This window comes from Streptosporangium sp. H16 (assembly GCF_051918855.1).
In the GTDB taxonomy this organism is placed as follows: domain Bacteria; phylum Actinomycetota; class Actinomycetes; order Streptosporangiales; family Streptosporangiaceae; genus Streptosporangium.
Map to the genome: position 1 here is coordinate 244,991 of NZ_JBPXMD010000010.1, position 16,362 is coordinate 261,352.

Genomic DNA, 16,362 nt, shown 5'->3' on the forward strand with positions numbered 1-16,362 from the left:
CTACACGTGAGGGACGTACTGCCAATGGCCACGGTTAGCCAAATATGGCGTAAACCACAGCATCGGCGGCATGCACCACCGTGTTCGACGGCACATCCAACCACATGTACGGCGTGAACGAGACGCCCCCCGCCGGATCAACGTGACTGAAGTCGCACGGTGACCACCAGACCTCCTCCGTCCCTGGGTACGGCGGTCACGTTGCCCCCGTGGGCGCGCACGACCGCGCGGACGATGGACAGCCCGAGCCCCGCCCCCTTGTCCGAGTCGACCCGGTCGGCGTTGAGCCGCCGGAACGGCTCGAAAAGGCTGTTCACCTCGTACGCGGGCACATGCGGCCCCGTGTTGGCCACCTGAACAACCAAGGCACCCTCCACCATTCCCGTCCTGACCCACAGACGTCCGGAATCGGAGAGGTTGTGCTTTATCGCGTTCTCCACCAGGTTGGCCACGCACCGTTCGAGCAGCACCGGATCGCCGACGGTCTCGGCACTGCGGAGCTCGGGGATCACGGTGACCCCGGCCTCCTCGGCCCGCGCGGCGAGCTGGTCGACGACGGTCTCGGCCACGTCCTTCATGTCCACCGGCTTGCGCACGCTCAGCTCGCGCTCACTGCGGGCCAGCAGCAACAGGCCCTCGATCAGGCGCTCGTTGCGGGCGTTGACCTCCAGGAGCGTGCGGCCCAGCGCCTTCAGGTCACCCGACGCCTCCGGATCGCCCAGGGCGATCTCCAGGACCGTCCGGTTGATCGTCAGGGGGGTGCGGAGCTCGTGCGAGGCGTTGGCCACGAATCTTCTTTGTGTGTCGAAGGCCACATTGAGCCTGGTCAGCATCGCGTCGAAGGTGTCTGCCAGCTCCTTCAGCTCGTCGTCGGGCCCCTTGAGGTCGATCCGCTCGTGGGCGAGCGTGGAGCCCGACAGCTTGCGGGCCGTGGCGGTCATCTGCTGGATGGGCTTGAGCGCCCGGTCGGCGACGATGTAGCCGATGATGACGGCCAGGATGCCGACTCCCAGCAGGGCGAGCAGCGAGCGGGCCAGCATCTCCCGCTGCGCCCCGGTGATCGCGACGTGCTGCTGCCAGTACCACTCCTGCTTGAAGTTGGTCGCTATGTCCGGCCCCACGAGCTGCCTCAGCTCGTCGTACGGGAAGGGCGGCCACGCCCCGTAGAGCGCCCAGCCCACCATCAGGTAGATCACGGCCATCAGCAGGGCGCCGGCCGTGAAGAACAGCACGGCGTAGGTGATGGTCAGCCGCCACCGGATGCTGAGCCGGTCCATGATCGCCCGTAGCCGGGCCAGCGGGGTCCGCGGCGCCGGGGCGGCACCCACCGGGGGCGGCCCGTCCCACGCGGGCGGGCCGGCCGGCGGCGGGGGCCGCTCGGCCGACCTCCCCTCCCTCGCGGGGGGCCCGGACTCCAGCCGCTCGCTCTTCCAGGCGCCCCGCTCGGAATGGGGGCTGATCATCGGGTGGGTCGGCACCGACTCGCGGTTCTCGCCCACCGGGACGAACCTCGGGCGTTCCTCTCCCCCGCCTGCCGGAGTGCTCACAACTTGTACCCGACCCCGGGCACCGTCTCGATCACCTGAGGCTCGCCCAGTTTCTTCCTCAGCGTCATCATGGTGACGCGCACCACATTGGTGAACGGGTCGATGTTCTCGTCCCACGCCTTGTCCAGCAGGTCCTCCTGGCTGACGACCGCGCCCTCGGCGCGCATCAGCTCCTCCAGGACCGCGAACTCCTTCTTGGTGAGCGCGACCTCGGCGCCGTCCCTGGTCACCAGCCGCTTGCCCGGGTCCAGGCGGACCCCCGACCGCTCCAGCACCGGCGGCAGCGCCGGGGCCGAACGGCGGCCCAGCGCCCGCACCCGCGCGACCAGCTCGACGAACACGAAGGGCTTGGCCAGGTAGTCGTCGGCGCCCAGCCCCAGCCCCTCCACCTTGTCGTCGACGTCGCCGGAGGCGGTCAGCATGAGGATCCTGGACGCGGTGCGGGAGGCCACGAGGCGGCGGCAGACCTCGTCGCCGTGCACCTTGGGCAGGTCCCTGTCCAGGACGATGACGTCGTAGTCGATGTATCCCGTCCGCTCCAGCGCCCCGGCGCCGTCGTAGGCCACGTCCACGGCCATCGCCTCGCGCCGGAGCCCGGTCGCGATCGCGTCGGCGAGCACCCGCTCATCCTCCACCACAAGCACTCGCACGGCTTATGGCACCTCCCGTCACATTCCCTGAGCAACCGCCGGCCCGGCTCCCCATTCTCCCCTCACCACCTGTAAGCACACGGTAAGGCCCTCACAGGAGCGGGCACTCCGTGTGATGTCGGAAACACACAGGTTTAGCTCGTGGTTCACCCTGGGTACAGCCGGTTCCAGTCTCTATCGCGGTATCTTCCGTCCCCATGAGCCCGTGAGAAAGAAGGTGAGATGGGCGAGTTCACCACCACAATCGAACACCGCCTCGACCAGGCACGCAGGAATCTGCAGGAGGCCAGGACCTCCGGCGACGACTACCTCGCCGACACCTTCACCGCCGAGATCGAGGATCTCCACCGTCTGGCCACAGACAACGGCGTCCCCATCCAGCGCTGACGGGAAGGAGCCCCCCGGCCCACCGGCCGGGGGGCTTTTTCGTGCCCTTCTCCCCTCGCCCCCATCGACCGGAAGCCCCACCGACCGGAAGCCCCATCGACCGGGGGCCGGAAGCCCTACCGACCGGGGCCGGGGGCCCCTCACGGGCCGGAGCCGGGACCGCCGGCGCCCCTCCCGGGGTCAGGCGTCGCGTTCCGGGTCGAGCGGGAGCAGCAGGTCGTGCAGTTCCTCGAACAGGCCGGGTGCCGCGCACAGGGTGAGGCCGGGGCCGGCCGGCCTGCCCTCCAGCCCGCCGACCCTGGCCCCCGCCTCGGCGGCGATGAGGCCGCCGGCCCCGTAGTCCCAGTACTGGGGGCCGCGCTCGTAGTAGCCGTCCACCCGCCCCGCCGCCACCGCGCACAGGTCGGAGGCGGCCGAGCCGCCCCTGCGGATGTCGCGCACCCGGGGCAGCACGTGGCGGAGCACCTCCGCCTGCACCTCGCGCCGCCCGCTCTCGTAGCCGAACCCGGTGGCGATCAGCGCCCGCTCCAGCGGTACGCCGGTGTTGCAGCTCAGCCGCTCCCCCGCCAGCCACGCGCCCCCGCCCCTGACGGCGGTGAACACCTCGCCGCGGGGCACGACGTTGACCACTCCCGCGATCACCTCGCCGTCCACCTCGACCGCGATGCTGACCGCCCACTCGGGCACCCCGTACAGGAAGTTGACCGTCCCGTCGATCGGGTCGACGACCCAGCGGACCCTGCCCTCGCCGGTGGGACCGCCCTCCTCGCCGAGGATCGCGTCGTCGGGCCTGACCGCCTTGATCCTGTCTCGGATGAGCTCCTCCGAGGCCCGGTCGAGGGCGGTCACCACGTCGGTCGGGCTGGACTTGGTGGCCAGCACCTCGGGACGGGGCGGCCGCTTGGCCAGCAGCATCTCGCCGGCCTCCCTGGCGATCTCCTCCGCCAGCCGGCCGAAGGTCACGGCGCTGTCCACGATCCGCTCCTCACTCGTTCCAACGGGTCCACGACGGCACCCGCCGCCCCCATATGCCCAGCCGGGCGTACGGCATTCCCCGCCCGTCCCCCTGGTCCTTGCCCGGCCCGCCCCCGCCGCACGGCGACCCCCGCTCGCCGCGCCGGGCTCACGACAGCGACTCCGGGCGCTTCCACTCGCGCCCGAGGACATGCTGCGCGAGGAAGGCCAGAACGGTCTCGTACCAGACAACCGCGTTGCCTGGCTTGAGCACCCAGTGGTTCTCGTCGGGGAAGTACAGGAACTTCGACTCCACCTCCGAGCGCTGCAGGTCCCACCACAGGTGCAGCGCCTCCCCGATGGGCACCCGGTAGTCCTTGTCCCCGTGGACGACCAGCATCGGGGTGGAGATGTTCTCCAGCGCCAGGTGCGGGGAGAGCTTCGCGTACAGGCTGGTTCCCGGGGAGCCGAACTCGCGCTGCCAGTACATGGACGCGTCGGTGGTGCCGGCGAACTGGTCGAGGTTCCAGAGCGAGGCGTGGGTGACGATCGCCTTGAACCTGCCGGTGTGCCCGGCGACCCAGTTGGCCATGTAGCCGCCGAACGAGCCGCCCATGGCGGCGGTCCTGGCGGGGTCGACCTGGGACAGCTCCAGGGCGGCGTCGGTGATCGCCATCAGGTCGGCGTGGGTGCGCGGACCCCAGTCGGCCCAGCCGCGCCGGATCATGTCCGGCCCGTAACCGGTGGACAGGCACGGATCCGGCAGCAGCACGGCGTAACCGTGCTGGGCCATGATCCACGGGTTCCAGCGCCAGGACCAGTCGTTCCAGCTGGACAGCGGGCCCCCGTGGATCCACAGCAGGAGCGGGGCGGGGTTCTCCGCCGAGGCGCCCTCCGGCAGCACCAGCCAGGCCCTGATCTCCGCGCCGTCGTCGGCGGTCACGGTGACCTCGGTGAGCGTGCCGGGCAGCTCCGGCTCGGGAGCGGGGGAGGCGAGCTTCCCGACCGTGCCGTCCGGGGCCACTCTGACCGGGGCCGCGGGAGCGTCCACGGCGCTGCGCAGCGCGTAGACGGCACCGTCGGGCGCGACGTTGAGCGAGGAGTAGGCGGCGTCGTCGGAGGTGAGCCGCTCCGGCGCGGACCCGTCGGCCGGGACCCGGAAGATCGGGCGGCGGCCGCGGTCGTCGGCGGCCACGAGCAGCGAGCGGGAGTCGGGCGCCCAGGCGATGTCGGACGGCCAGAGCTCGCCGCCCGCCGGGTGGCCCTCTCCGGTGGCGATGTCGACGATCCACAGGGTGCTCTCGGGGATCCGGTCGATGTCGGCGTGGTTGTTCCTGACGCACGCGACCAGGCGCCCGTCGGGGGAGATCTTGACCGGCCCGTCGAAGTCGTGCTCGTCCGCGGCGGCCAGGATCCGCCGGGCGCCGCCGTCGTCCGTGTCGATGGCGACCAACTCGAAGCGGAGCTCGCCCCGCGGCATCGACACGCCCCAGGTCGTCACGACCGTGGAGCCGTCCGGTGTCACGTCGCACGCGCTGGGGCCGGACAGCGCCTTGCCCGGCTGCGGGGTGAGGTCCCTGACCTCGGTCAGCCGCTCGCCGTCGCCCAGGGTGCCCGCGAACAGCCGGGGCTCTCCGGGGCCGAGGTCGTGATCCCAGTAGCGCACCGGGTAGCTCTCGTGCAGGATCGCGCTGATCCCCGCGTCCTTGCGGGTCTTGCGCCGCTCGGCCTCGTCCGCCTCGTCGCCGGGGAGCACGTCGGAGCCGAAGACCACGGTCTTCCCGCCGGTCACGAATCCGGCGATGCCCCCCGGCCGGGAGGCGACCTGCCGGGCCTCGCCTCCCGCCGCGGGCAGCAGCCAGAGCGCGGGGACCTCCTCGTCGGCCTCCTTGACGGTCGGGTCGGGCCGGCGCGAGCCGAAGAGCAGGTCGCCGTCCCGCGTGAACGCGGCCCCCGCCTCGCCCTTGACGGATCTGGTCAGCCGGTACGGCCGGCGTCCGTCGAGAGGGATCTCCCACAGGGAGGTTCCGTAGGATTTTCCGTCGGGATTGAGCGCCTGCACCACGCTGACCAAGCGCGCTCCATCGAGGGATAGCCGCAGGGATGCCACCCGCGGCACGCCGACATAATCGCGGATGTCGTTAAATGGGGTCACGGTTTCGAACCTACCTCGGCGATCGTCTCCGAACATGCATCCGAACATGCATCCACAAACCTTGTTGATAACGAACTACTCAAGGTGACCAGGCAAGAGGACACCCCGGCATGCGGTTTGATGAATGCCATGGGGAACTACGACGCGCTTCTCGTCGTCTCGTTCGGGGGACCGGAGAAGCCGGACGACGTGATGCCGTTCCTGGAGAACGTGGTCCGGGGCAGGGGGATCCCGCGTGAGCGGCTGCTGGAGGTCGAGGCGCACTACCAGCGCTTCGGCGGGGCCAGCCCGATCAACCAGCAGTGCCGCGACCTGATCGCGGCCGTGGAGCCGACCATCGACCTTCCGGTCTACTGGGGCAACCGCAACTGGCATCCCTACCTGGAGGACACGCTCCGCCGGATGGCGTCCGACGGCGTGCGCAGGGCCGCGGCCTTCGTCACCGCCGCCTACAGCTCGTACTCGGCCTGCCGCCAGTACATCGACGACATCTCGTTCGCCAGGGCCGCGGTCGAGGGTGCCCCGGAGGTCGTCAAGCTCCGGCACTACTTCGACCACCCCGGGTTCGTCGCGGCGATGGCCGACCGCACCCGCGAGGCCCTGGACCGGCTGCCCGCCGGGCTCAGGGACTCCGCGCGGCTGGTCTTCACCGCGCACAGCATCCCGACCTCGATGGCCGCGACGGCCGGACCCGGCGGCGGGGCGTACGAGGCGCAGCTGCGCCGGGCGGCGACGCTGGTCACCGCCGAGGTGAGCGGCGACGACGAGGGCGGCGACGGTGGCGACGGTGGCGGCAGGGCGTGGGACCTGGTCTGGCAGAGCCGGAGCGGCGCCCCGCACATCCCGTGGCTGGAACCCGACGTCTGCGACCACCTGCTGGAGGTCGACGCCCCGGCGGTGGTGCTGGTGCCGATCGGCTTCGTCTCCGACCACATGGAGGTCGTCTACGACCTCGACGTGGAGGCCGCGGAGACGGCGAGGAAGATCGGCCTGCCGCTGGTCAGGGCGTCCACGGCCGGCACCCACCCGCGGTTCGTCTCGATGGTCGGGGAGTTGCTCGCCGAGCCCGAGCCCGTCGCGTGCGCGGCCACCTGCTGCCCGGCCCCGCCGCGCCGCCGCGGGTGACCGTGCGACCGCAGGCGGTCATGGGGCCCTGGCGTTCATGGGGGCCTTGGCTTCGCTTCTGACCCGGTGGCGGGGCTCTGGGCGGTCACGGGGCCGCGAGTGGTCATGGGCGCGGCCGGTCGCGGGCACGGCCGGCCGGTCGCGGGTGCCCTGGAGACGGGCGCGGGCACCTCAGGGGTAGGCGGCGGCGTAGCCCCGGGAGATGCCCATGACCTTGGCGACGTACGACCAGGAGTGGTTGTAGAACCAGATGGCCTTCTCCAGCTTCTTGCCGCCCCGGCCCGCCCCGTTGGCGCACAGGTAATTGGCCGCGCCGGGGACCGCGTCGTAGGGGTTCCAGATGTCGGCGATGCCGTCGCCGTCGCCGTCCACCCCGTAGGCCTTCCAGGTGGCGGGCATGAACTGCATCGGTCCCTGCGCGCCCGCCGAGGAGGGGCCGTTGTTGCGCCCGTGCGAGCTCTCCACCTGGCCGATCGCGGCCAGGACCGTCCAGGAGAGCCCCGGGCAGACTCCGGCCGCCTTGCGGTAGAGCTCCAGGTAGCTGCCCGGCCTGCCGACCGCGACCCGCCGCACCCGGCCGGTGCCCGCCCTCCCGGTCGTCGCGCCGGTGGTGGGCTTCAGGGTGGGTTTCACCGTGCGGGCGCCGACGGCGACCACCTGGGAACCCGGGCCGAGCAGCCTGCCCACCCGCGTCCTGAGGACGCCTGCGGCCTTCTCCGAGCTGTGCACGAGCAGCGCCACGCCCGGCAGCAGGCCCAGCCTGCGGCCGGTCTCCTCCCCCACGATGCCGTCCACGCCGGGCAGGCCGAACCCGGCGGAGGCCGCTGCCCGCAGCCGGGGGCCGCCGTCCACCTGGTACTCCGAGCCGAGGACCAGTCCGAGGCGGCGTGCCGCCGCGCTGTCGGCGACGAACTCCCCCCTGGTGAGGGCGTTCCAGATCCCCTGCTGCTCGGCGACGGCCCTGGGGGCCCACGCGCGGAAGCGGTCCGGATCGACCGCGATGAGGTTGAGCCCGACCCCGGACACCTTGACCGCCCCGCCGTCGAAGGAGTCGACCTTCTGGACGTACTTGAGCCGGGAGATGTCCTCCTTGGTCTGCTCGGTCAGCGTCGAGGGGGAGATGACCAGCAGCCTGGGCGGGGTGGATGCGAGTCCGGGAGCTCCCGTCGTCCCCGGCTCGGGGACGGGGGTCCGCCCGGCTTCCGGCCCGGGTGTCGGTCCCGGGGAGGCGGGGTCTCGCGAGCCCGAATCCCGCGGGTCCGGGTTCTGCGGAGCCGGGTCCTCTCCGGCCGGAGCGTCCGGATCCAGCTCGGAGTCCGGGTTCGGGTTCGGGTTCGGGTTCGCCGAGCCCGCCGGGACCGTGGGAGGGGCGGCCACCGGCGCTATCGCCGACAGGTCCCTGATGCGGGACTCCACGACGGCGCTCTCGCCGAAGGCCGCGGAGGCGGCGGGAGCGGAGGGGCGACCGGCGTTGATCACCGCGAGCGCGACGCCGCCGAGGGCGAGAAGGGCGGTCATGACCACTGCTACTGGGACGAACAACCGCAACCCGGGAAGACGTGACACCGCGCTCACGTTAGCTCCAACGGACCGTGTCGTGAGCCGTTGCCCGGAAAAACACTTGCCGATCGGCGGCTCTGTGCGAAATCGTCGGCCTGTTCCACGCGCGGGGCAGCAAGGAGATGATCGGTGGTCGGGCCGTACCGGGGGCTCTTCAGCACGCCCGGCGTCAAGGGTTTCGTCGTCGCGGGATTCTTCGGGCGGATGCCCATGTCGATGCTCGGCATCGGCATCATCCTGCTCATCAAGGCGCTCACCGGCTCCTACGCGACGGCGGGCGCGGTCGCGGCCACCGTCAGCGTCTCCTTGGCCGTCGCGGCCCCGCTGTCGGGGCGCCTGGTGGACAGGTTCGGCCAGGCCAGAGTAGTCATCCCGCTCACGCTGACGCACGGCGCCACGCTGGCCGGCATGATGCTCTGCGCCCACCACGGCGCCCCCCGCTGGACGCTCTTCGCCACCGGCGTCGTGGTCGGCGCGACCGCGCCCTCGCTCGGCTCGCTCGTGAGGGCCCGCTGGTCGCACCTGCTGGCCGGGTCGGCGAGGCTGCACACGGCGTTCTCCTTCGAGTCGGTCGCCGACGAGGTCATCTTCGTCGCGGGCCCGGCGCTGGTCACCGCCCTGGCCACCATGATCAACCCGTACGCGGGCCTGATCGTGGCTCTGACCTGCACGGTCGCGGGCAGCATCGCCTTCGCCCTGCAGCGCGGCACGGAGCCGCCCGTCCGCCCCAGGGAGACCGGCTCGGGCACCCCGATCACCATCCCCGGCGTGGCCCTGATGTCGGGCGCGTTCCTGGCGATGGGGGCGGTGTTCGGCTCGGTCGACCTGATCACGGTCGCGTTCGCCGAGGAACGGGGCGCCAAGGCCGCGGCCGGGCTGCTGCTCGCCTCGTTCGCCGGCGGGAGCCTGGTCTCCGGCCTCTGGTACGGCGCGCGGCGGTGGAGCATCCCGCTGAGCAGCAGGTTCGTCCGCTCGCTCGCGGTGTTCGCGGCGGGCCTGACCCCGATCATGCTCATCGGCGACATCAGGCTCATGGCGGGCGCGCTGTTCCTGGCCGGGCTGGCCATCTCCCCGACGATCATCACCGGCTACAGCCTGACCGAGCAGCTGGTCCCGGCGGGCCTGCTCACCGAGGGGATGTCGTGGATCTCGACCTCGGTCGGGTTCGGCGTGGCGATCGGCGCGTGGGCGGGGGGCAGGCTCACCGACACGTTCGGCGCCTCCAACGCCTACGGATTCTCCTTCGCCTGCGCCCTGCTGGCCGTGACGATCGGCGTCGGCGGCTCCGCCTGGCTGCGAACCCCTGTCGCCCAGCAGTGATCGTGAGTATCGTTCATATTCGCTGGCGAACCACACGAACGTGAGCCGGCGGCGACCCCCCTGATCCCGGGCGAGCCTCCCCCCGAGCGGGGCGCCGGCGCACCCGGCCGGCCGGGTGCCGCCCGCGGGGCAGGAGTGACCATGGGCGAGACCTTCCGCAACTGGGCCCGGAACCAGTCCGCCACCCCCGCGGAGGTCCGCGCGCCCGCCTCCGCCGAGGAGGTCGCGCGGGCCGTGCGGGACGCCGCCGCGGCGGGCCGCCGGGTACGCATGACCGGCACCGGCCACTCCTTCACCCCGGTGGCGCTCACCGACGGCCTCCTGCTGCGTCCCGGCGCGCTGACCGGGATCCGCGAGAGCGGTGAGGGCTGGGTGACGGCCGAGGCCGGGACGACGGTCTGCGCCCTCAACCGGGAGCTGCACCGGATGGGCCTGGCCCTGGCCAACATGGGCGACATCGACGCCCAGACCGTGGCCGGGGCCATCCAGACCGGTACCCACGGCACCGGCAGGGACGTCGGCGGGATGGCCGACCAGGTGCTGGCGCTGGAGATGGTGCTCGCCGACGGGGAGATCGTCACGGTCCGCGGCGACGGCGAAGGGAAGATCCGCGGGGTGGCCGAGCGGGACCTGTTCGACGCCGCCAGGGTGAGCCTGGGCGCGCTCGGCGTGGTGACCGCGGTGACCTTCCGGGTGGAGCCCGCCTTCCTGCTGCGCTGCGTCCGGGAGCCGATGACGCTGACCGCGATCCTCGGCTCCCTCGACACGCTCGTCGCCGGCAACGAGCACCTCGACTTCTTCTGGTTACCGCACACCGACACCTGCCTGACCAAGCGCAACAACCGCAGCCCCGGACCGGCCAGGCCCCCGGCCGCGCTGAGATACTGGCTCGACAACCACTTCATGGAGAACACCCTGTTCGGCGCGCTGTGCGGGGTCGGCGGACGCTACCCGGGCGCCATCCCCCGGCTCAACGCGCTCTCGGCCGCCACGCTGTCGGCCTCGGCCCACACCGACGCCTCGCACCGGGTCTTCACGAGCGTGCGGGAGGTGCGCTTCCTGGAGATGGAGTACGCCATCCCGCGCGAGCACCTCGGGCAGGCCCTCCGCGAGGTCCGCGACCTGCTGGAACGGCGGGAATGGAAGATCAGCTTCCCGATCGAGGTGCGGGTCACCCCGGCCTCGGACGCCTGGCTGTCCACCGCCTACGGCAGGGACTCGGCCTATCTCGCCTGCCACGTCTACCGGCCGACACCGAACCCGGCCTACTTCGAGGGCGTCGAGGAGATCATGACGAGGCTCGGCGGCCGGCCGCACTGGGGCAAGCTGCACACCCGCGACGCGGCCTACCTGGCACAGGTCTATCCCCGTTTCGCTGACTTCCTGGCGGTACGGGATGTTCTCGACCCGGGCCGCGTCTTCGCCAACGACCACCTCGACACCGTCCTGGGCTGAGGGACGGCGCCCTCCGCCTCCCCCGTCGCACGGTCCCCGGGTCGCGCCCCGTTCCCCCGAATCGGCCGCTTCTCGCCAGCTTTCGGTAAAGGGTGGCGCAAAGGCTCGCTCGAAGAGCGACGCGTCCGCGTGTCCCGTCGTTCCCTGGCGCGCACGAGGGGCAGATTCGCAGACGCCCGTGCCGCTCGACCCCGAGGGAGTCCGCTGGAGATGACCTTCTCCCGCCGTCCATGTCAGCCGCCGCCGCGTCCCGTCGTCACGGACCGCGACGACCGGCCCCCGCATATCGCCGCAATCGCGGCATACCCGCCCTGGACCGGCGGACCGGCCTCACCGCCATCTCCCGGTTCTTGGTGGAAGTCCGCAGCGGTTCCCGGTGTTATCCGTGAGAATCCCTTGAGGACCCCGAAGTTGCTGCTCCAGACCGGTGCCCTGTAATTAGATGAATGGAGCAAATGTGACCGGCGTCACATCGCTGCGAGCCCCATCCAGGAAGGCGATGTTCGGACATGCCGGGTACGGTGCTGGCAGGCAACCGGCACACGCGAGAGACTCAAGGGTCCGGGGGAAGATTGAGCACGACGACGAAGGGACTCGCATGCAGGAGCTCCGACTCGTCGCGGTGAGTGAGGACGGGACCTATCTCGTGCTGGCGACAGCCGGCCGGGGAACCCGGTTCACGCTGCCCGTCGACGACCGGCTCCGTGCTGCCGTCCGCGGCAACTTCTCCCGTCTCGGCCAGTACGAGATCGAAGTGGAGAGTCCGTTGCGCCCCAAGGAGATCCAGGCCCGGATCCGTGCCGGCGAGACCGCGGAGGAGATCGCCAACACGGCGGGAATCCCGGTCGAGCGCGTGCGGTGGTTCGAGGGCCCCGTGCTCCAGGAACGTGAGTACATGGCACAGCAGGCGCAGCGCTGCGCCGTACGCCTGCCCGGCGACTCCGCTCCCGGTCCCACCCTCGGCGACCTGGTCGCCGAGCGGCTGACCCGCCGTGGCGTCCCCGCCGACGAGATCGAGTGGGACTCCGCCAAGCGGGACGACAACATGTGGCGCATCAAGCTCGGTTTCGTGTGGAACGGTCACACGCGCAACGCCGAGTGGCTCTTCGACCCGCGCCGGCGCCACATCACGCCCCACGACGACGAGGCCCTGCGGCTGTCCAGCGGCGAGGACGTCGAGCCGTTCGAGGACACCACGGTCACGCCGTTCGTTCCGCGCGTGGCCAAGCTCGCGCCGGTGCCGCCGCTGGCCCCCGAGCCGCTGAACCAGCCACCGGTGGCCTTCCCCTCGGTCCTGCGGCACGAGACCCCTGTCCAGCCCCGGCCCGCCTACGCCCAGGTCGAGCCCTCAGCGCCCCCCGCGTCCTCGACGCCCCCCGCGCCGGCAGCGCCCTCGGCGCCCTCGGCGTCCCCTGCCGCCTACCAGCAGCCGCCCATGCCCCCGCTCCCCGCCGGATACGAGGCGCCGAGGGTGTCGGTGCCGCCGCTGCGCGCTCCCGACCCGGCCGGGCACCAGCAGGAAAGGGCCCCCGAGCCAGCCTCCCCCGCGGCCCAGGGTGCCGACCCCGTCACGCGGGTCAGGCCCCCCGAGCCGGTGCTGCCCGAGCCCCTCGCCCCGTACCCGCCCCCGTACGAGCCGGTCACCCCGGCGGCGCACGAGCCTGTCACGTACGAGCCGGCCGCGTACGAGCCGGTCACACCGGCCGCGTACGAGCCGCTCACCGCCCCGGAGCCGGAGCCCCCGGCGCCCGTCGCGCCGCGGCCCGTCCCAGCGCCTCAGCCCGCCGCGACGGCGGCCGAACCGCCTGCGGTGGCCGCGCCGGAACCGGCGCCCGCCGCGCACGGATCCGTCACGGGGGAGCAGGTCATCCCGCGAGAGCCGTCTCCCGAGCACGGACCGGCCACTCCCCCCGGGGAAGCGGTCACCGGGCCGGAGACCGTGGCCGAGCCCGCGGCGGCGAAGGCGCCGGAGGTCGTGCGGGCACCGGAGGTGGCGAAGACCCCGGAGGTCGTGAAGACTCCCGAGGTCGCCGAGGTCGCCGAGGTCGCGAAGCCCTCGCCGCCCCCCGCGGCGGCCACGCCCGAGCCGGCCGAGCCCGCTCCGGCCGCCGTCCCGTCCGGCCCCGCCGACCAGCGATCCCCCGCCGCCGGAAAGACCGTCGAGCAGGCTTCCGCGAAAGCGGAGAAGACCGTCGCGGCGAAGGAGACCCCCGCCTCCGAACCCGCGCCGGAGACCGGATCGGCCCAGGAGGGTTCGATAGCTGTACCGGCGGCGCGCGTCAGCGTGGACGAGCGGGCCAAGGCCGAGCCGGGCAGGCAAGAGACACAGGGGGACACGGGGGCAATGCAGGAGACCAAGGTCGACAAGCCCGCGGCGGAGAAGCCCGCGGAGCCGCCGAAGCCGGCACCGGCTCCGGCGCGGCCTGCCAAGAAGTCCCGGGGACGGCGCGCGTCCGTGCCCACCTGGGACGAGATCATGTTCGGCGCTCGCCGCCAGGACTGACCGCACCGCGCGAGGCGGGGACGACCGGGACACCGGTCGTCCCCGCCTCGTCGTATGTCAGCCGCCCCCGGCGGCGTCCGGAGCGGCAGCGGCGTCCGGAGTATCTGGGATATCTGGGATATCCGGAATGAGGAACGGGGTGAGCCAGGCGGGGGTCACCTCCGCGGCGAAGGCGGGCCCCTCGGCCTCGCCGACGTCGAGGGCCGCGTAGCCGCCGGCGCCCGCCCCCACGCCCGCGGTCACGGTCAGCAGGCCGGCGCGGCGCTGGAACCAGGTCTGGCTCAGGGTCCAGCCGACCACGGCCCGCTCCTCCACCACCGCCTGGGAGCGTCGCAGCGACCCCGACCGGACCGACAGGCGGCTCCCGTCGTACGTGTGACCGAGGGACCGGTACCGGTCGAGGCCGAGTGGTACGCCCAGCAGCGCGAGGAGCAGGGCGGGCGCCGCGAGAACCCACCAGAGCCCCGACCACAGCAGGGCGGCCGGCACCGTGCAGGCGGCGATCACCGCCCACGGGAAGATCGCCCGGAACAGCCTGCGCCTGCGCGCCGCCGGCGGGTGCGGCCGCAGCCCGGTGGCGATCGGGCCGACCGCCTCGCCCACCACGTCGAGCACGATGTCCCTCGGGGCCACGGGCATCAGCTGGCCCCGGGTCTCCGAGTCGCCGAGACCGGTCACTATCGCCCACGCGCGGCCGAGCCCCGCCCGGCGCTCGGCCGGTCCCTCGACGAACTCGAACCCCCGCACCCTGCGCCGCTCCAGCGACACGCTCCTGCGCGTGATCAGACCGCGCCCGGCGATCAGGTATCCCTCGCTCGCGCGGAGGGTGAAGTCCCAGTTGAACACCGCGTACATGATCACAGCGATCACCGGCATGGCCAGGACCAGCAGCACCACGGCCGCGACGAGCAGGGGCGGATGCTGCCAGATCCACTCCCCCACACCCACCACGACCCGCCTGTCGATCCTGAACTCGCTGCCCCACTGGAACGCCAGGCCCACGGCACCGGCCACCAGCGCGAACGGGGTCAGCAGGTAGGCGCCGGAGAGGGGGCCGTACGCGAGCCACTTCCACGGCATCACGAAGAACACCCGGTCGGGGGTCGTGTCGCCCACCTCGTGGCGAGCGGAGGATCCGGCCGCTCCCTTCCGCGCCCCGGCGGGCACGCCGGGCGGGCCGGGCACGCCGGGCGGGCCGGGCACGCCGGCGGTGAGCTCGGTGGAACCGGAGGCGGTCCCTGCCGCCGAAGCCGCCCCGCGCGCCCGGACGCGTCTCGCCGTCCGGGCGCGCGCGTGCCAGAGCAGCACGGCCTTGAGCCGCTCCCCCTCCTCGACGGTGACGCCGTCGAGCTCGCCCTCCTGCTTCTCGTCTCCGCCCGCGCCGGTGTCGATCCGCAGGACGGCGATGCCGAGCAGGCGGTGCAGCGGCGGGGCGCTGACGTCGACGCCGCGGATCCGCTCCAGCGGGATCGTCCGCACCGACCTGCTGATCAGCGACCGGGTGAGTTCCAGCCTGTCGCCGACGATCTGGTAGGTGAAGGTGGCCCAGCGCACGGCCGCGAACACGACGGAGCCGACGACGGCCATCGCCGCCCACCCGAACGACCCGAGGGAGAAACCGCCGAGGAACAGGACACCGGCCAGCGGCAGGAGGAGCGAGGGCAGCATCCTGATCGGATCGGTCAGCAGCACCTTCGGGCTGAGCCGCAGGGGCCTCTCCGTCGGCGTCCTCTCCGCCGGCACGCCTCCCGTCCCCTCCGCGCCCGGCGGGACCGGGGCCCCTCCCGGTACGGCTCCCGCGGCCACCTCGCCGCCGGGCACACGCGGGAGACCCGGCCCGTCGCCGCCGGGCACCTGCGGGAGACCCGGCCCGTCACCGCCCTGGACGGGCGGGTGGCCCGGCACGCCACCGAGGGAACCCGGGGCGCCGCCGTCGTCGGGGGCGGTCCACGCGCCCGCCGCGGGACCGTCCGGCCCGGCCTGCGGGTCGGGTCCAGCCGGCGGACGCCCCTCAGGCACGTGTGCGGCCGGCGGACGGTCGGTCGGCGGACGGCTGGAGCCGGAGGAGGATTCGGTCATGTCGCGTCGTCCCTGAGCTCTTCCGCGCGGCGGGCGAGGCTCTCGGCCAGTCCGGCGGCGACCTCGTACTCAAGACCCTTGATGGTGGACGAGCCCGCGTGGGAGGCGGTGCGGATCTCGACCGTGGCCAGGCCCAGCAGGCGCTCGAACCAGCCCTGCGCCTTGTCGACCGTCTGGATCCTGCTGACGGGGACGAACACCCATTCCCTGCTGAGCCACCCGGAACGGGCGTAGACGACGTCCCCGCTGAGCTCCCACCGGTGCACGGCGTACCGCCAGAACGGCTCGACGAGCGTGCCCGGGACCAGGAGCAGCACCACCAGCCACGGCAGCCACCGGATGTTGTCGAGCGCCCACCCGGGCAGCCAGGACCACGGGTCCTCGTCGATCCACCCGGCCAGGAAGAAGGAACCCCCGGCCAGGAGAACGGACCAGAACAGTCCCTCCAGCAACCACAGCAGGATGGCCTTGCGGGAGACCGGGTTGGCGGGGGCGCGCAGGGAGACGCCGGTGCGCCCGGGAGCGCCGGCGCGGCGCTCACCCGGCAGACCGGCCGCCTTGGCCTCCTCGGAGGCGGCGCTGTGCTCATCGGCTCGGTCGCTCACGCTGTCAGCCTAAACGCTCTTG

The 16,362-nt window shown here is 72.6% G+C and carries 12 protein-coding genes; 5 read left to right on the top strand and 7 right to left on the bottom strand.

What is annotated here, in order from left to right; all coding sequences use genetic code 11:
• Positions 1-137: 137 nt before the first annotated feature.
• Together ACTOQ2_RS19320 and ACTOQ2_RS19325 are read right to left on the bottom strand one after the other, a co-directional pair.
• Entirely contained in the window at positions 138-1,463 is a 1,326-nt protein-coding gene (locus ACTOQ2_RS19320) for a sensor histidine kinase (protein WP_440064769.1), read from the bottom strand.
• 80 nt (positions 1,464-1,543) lie between these two features.
• Complete coding sequence (locus ACTOQ2_RS19325) at positions 1,544-2,197, bottom strand: response regulator transcription factor (RefSeq protein WP_350946642.1); 654 nt, start codon at positions 2,195-2,197, stop codon at positions 1,544-1,546.
• A gap of 222 nt (positions 2,198-2,419) precedes the next feature.
• On the opposite strand from ACTOQ2_RS19325, the gene ACTOQ2_RS19330 reads away from it, so the two are divergent.
• Positions 2,420-2,584 carry a hypothetical protein gene (locus ACTOQ2_RS19330; protein ID WP_362681299.1) on the top strand — a complete coding sequence of 55 codons (165 nt, stop codon included), beginning with the start codon at positions 2,420-2,422 and terminating at the stop codon, positions 2,582-2,584.
• Positions 2,585-2,764: 180 nt separating this feature from the next.
• Here the strand turns inward: ACTOQ2_RS19330 and ACTOQ2_RS19335 are convergent, their stop codons facing one another.
• Positions 2,765-3,499 carry an inositol monophosphatase family protein gene (locus ACTOQ2_RS19335; RefSeq protein WP_440064771.1) on the bottom strand — a complete coding sequence of 245 codons (735 nt, stop codon included), beginning with the start codon at positions 3,497-3,499 and terminating at the stop codon, positions 2,765-2,767.
• Positions 3,500-3,707: 208 nt separating this feature from the next.
• Positions 3,708-5,729, bottom strand: coding sequence for a S9 family peptidase (locus ACTOQ2_RS19340; protein ID WP_440101038.1), 2,022 nt, complete (start codon positions 5,727-5,729; stop codon positions 3,708-3,710).
• A gap of 93 nt (positions 5,730-5,822) precedes the next feature.
• Between ACTOQ2_RS19340 and ACTOQ2_RS19345 the strand changes: the two genes are divergently transcribed.
• Positions 5,823-6,818: a ferrochelatase gene (locus tag ACTOQ2_RS19345; RefSeq protein ID WP_440101040.1), complete on the top strand. Its 996-nt coding sequence runs from the start codon at positions 5,823-5,825 to the stop codon at positions 6,816-6,818.
• Between the two features lie 171 nt (positions 6,819-6,989).
• On the opposite strand, the gene ACTOQ2_RS19350 is transcribed toward ACTOQ2_RS19345, so the two are convergent.
• Positions 6,990-8,384, bottom strand: a complete 1,395-nt coding sequence (locus ACTOQ2_RS19350; RefSeq protein WP_440101042.1) for a lytic murein transglycosylase — start codon at positions 8,382-8,384, stop codon at positions 6,990-6,992.
• Positions 8,385-8,507: 123 nt separating this feature from the next.
• Between ACTOQ2_RS19350 and ACTOQ2_RS19355 the strand changes: the two genes are divergently transcribed.
• The 3 genes from ACTOQ2_RS19355 to sepH all read left to right on the top strand — a co-directional run bounded on the left by ACTOQ2_RS19355 (position 8,508) and on the right by sepH (position 13,656).
• Complete coding sequence (locus tag ACTOQ2_RS19355; protein WP_440101044.1) at positions 8,508-9,698, top strand: MFS transporter; 1,191 nt, start codon at positions 8,508-8,510, stop codon at positions 9,696-9,698.
• A gap of 141 nt (positions 9,699-9,839) precedes the next feature.
• Positions 9,840-11,153 carry a D-arabinono-1,4-lactone oxidase gene (locus ACTOQ2_RS19360; RefSeq protein ID WP_440101046.1) on the top strand — a complete coding sequence of 438 codons (1,314 nt, stop codon included), beginning with the start codon at positions 9,840-9,842 and terminating at the stop codon, positions 11,151-11,153.
• 598 nt (positions 11,154-11,751) lie between these two features.
• Entirely contained in the window at positions 11,752-13,656 is a 1,905-nt protein-coding gene (gene sepH / locus ACTOQ2_RS19365) for a septation protein SepH (RefSeq protein ID WP_440101047.1), read from the top strand.
• Between the two features lie 57 nt (positions 13,657-13,713).
• Here sepH and ACTOQ2_RS19370 read toward each other — a convergent pair whose 3' ends face one another.
• Together ACTOQ2_RS19370 and ACTOQ2_RS19375 are read right to left on the bottom strand one after the other, a co-directional pair.
• On the bottom strand, positions 13,714-15,735 hold the full coding sequence (locus ACTOQ2_RS19370; RefSeq protein WP_440101049.1) for a PH domain-containing protein: 2,022 nt from the start codon (positions 15,733-15,735) through the stop codon (positions 13,714-13,716).
• Positions 15,732-16,340: a PH domain-containing protein gene (locus ACTOQ2_RS19375; RefSeq protein ID WP_440064357.1), complete on the bottom strand. Its 609-nt coding sequence runs from the start codon at positions 16,338-16,340 to the stop codon at positions 15,732-15,734. Before ACTOQ2_RS19375 ends, ACTOQ2_RS19370 begins: the two co-directional genes overlap by 4 nt.
• Positions 16,341-16,362: the final 22 nt, after the last annotated feature.

Coding starts and splice junctions, on each gene's coding strand:
- sepH (WP_440101047.1), top strand. CDS start 11,752: ATGCAGGAGCTCCGACTCGTCGCGGTGAGTGAGGACGGGACCTATCTC.
- ACTOQ2_RS19345 (WP_440101040.1), top strand. CDS start 5,823: ATGGGGAACTACGACGCGCTTCTCGTCGTCTCGTTCGGGGGACCGGAG.
- ACTOQ2_RS19370 (WP_440101049.1), bottom strand. CDS start 15,735: ATGACCGAATCCTCCTCCGGCTCCAGCCGTCCGCCGACCGACCGTCCG.
- ACTOQ2_RS19320 (WP_440064769.1), bottom strand. CDS start 1,463: ATGATCAGCCCCCATTCCGAGCGGGGCGCCTGGAAGAGCGAGCGGCTG.
- ACTOQ2_RS19360 (WP_440101046.1), top strand. CDS start 9,840: ATGGGCGAGACCTTCCGCAACTGGGCCCGGAACCAGTCCGCCACCCCC.
- ACTOQ2_RS19335 (WP_440064771.1), bottom strand. CDS start 3,499: ATGCTGCTGGCCAAGCGGCCGCCCCGTCCCGAGGTGCTGGCCACCAAG.
- ACTOQ2_RS19340 (WP_440101038.1), bottom strand. CDS start 5,729: ATGTTCGGAGACGATCGCCGAGGTAGGTTCGAAACCGTGACCCCATTT.
- ACTOQ2_RS19330 (WP_362681299.1), top strand. CDS start 2,420: ATGGGCGAGTTCACCACCACAATCGAACACCGCCTCGACCAGGCACGC.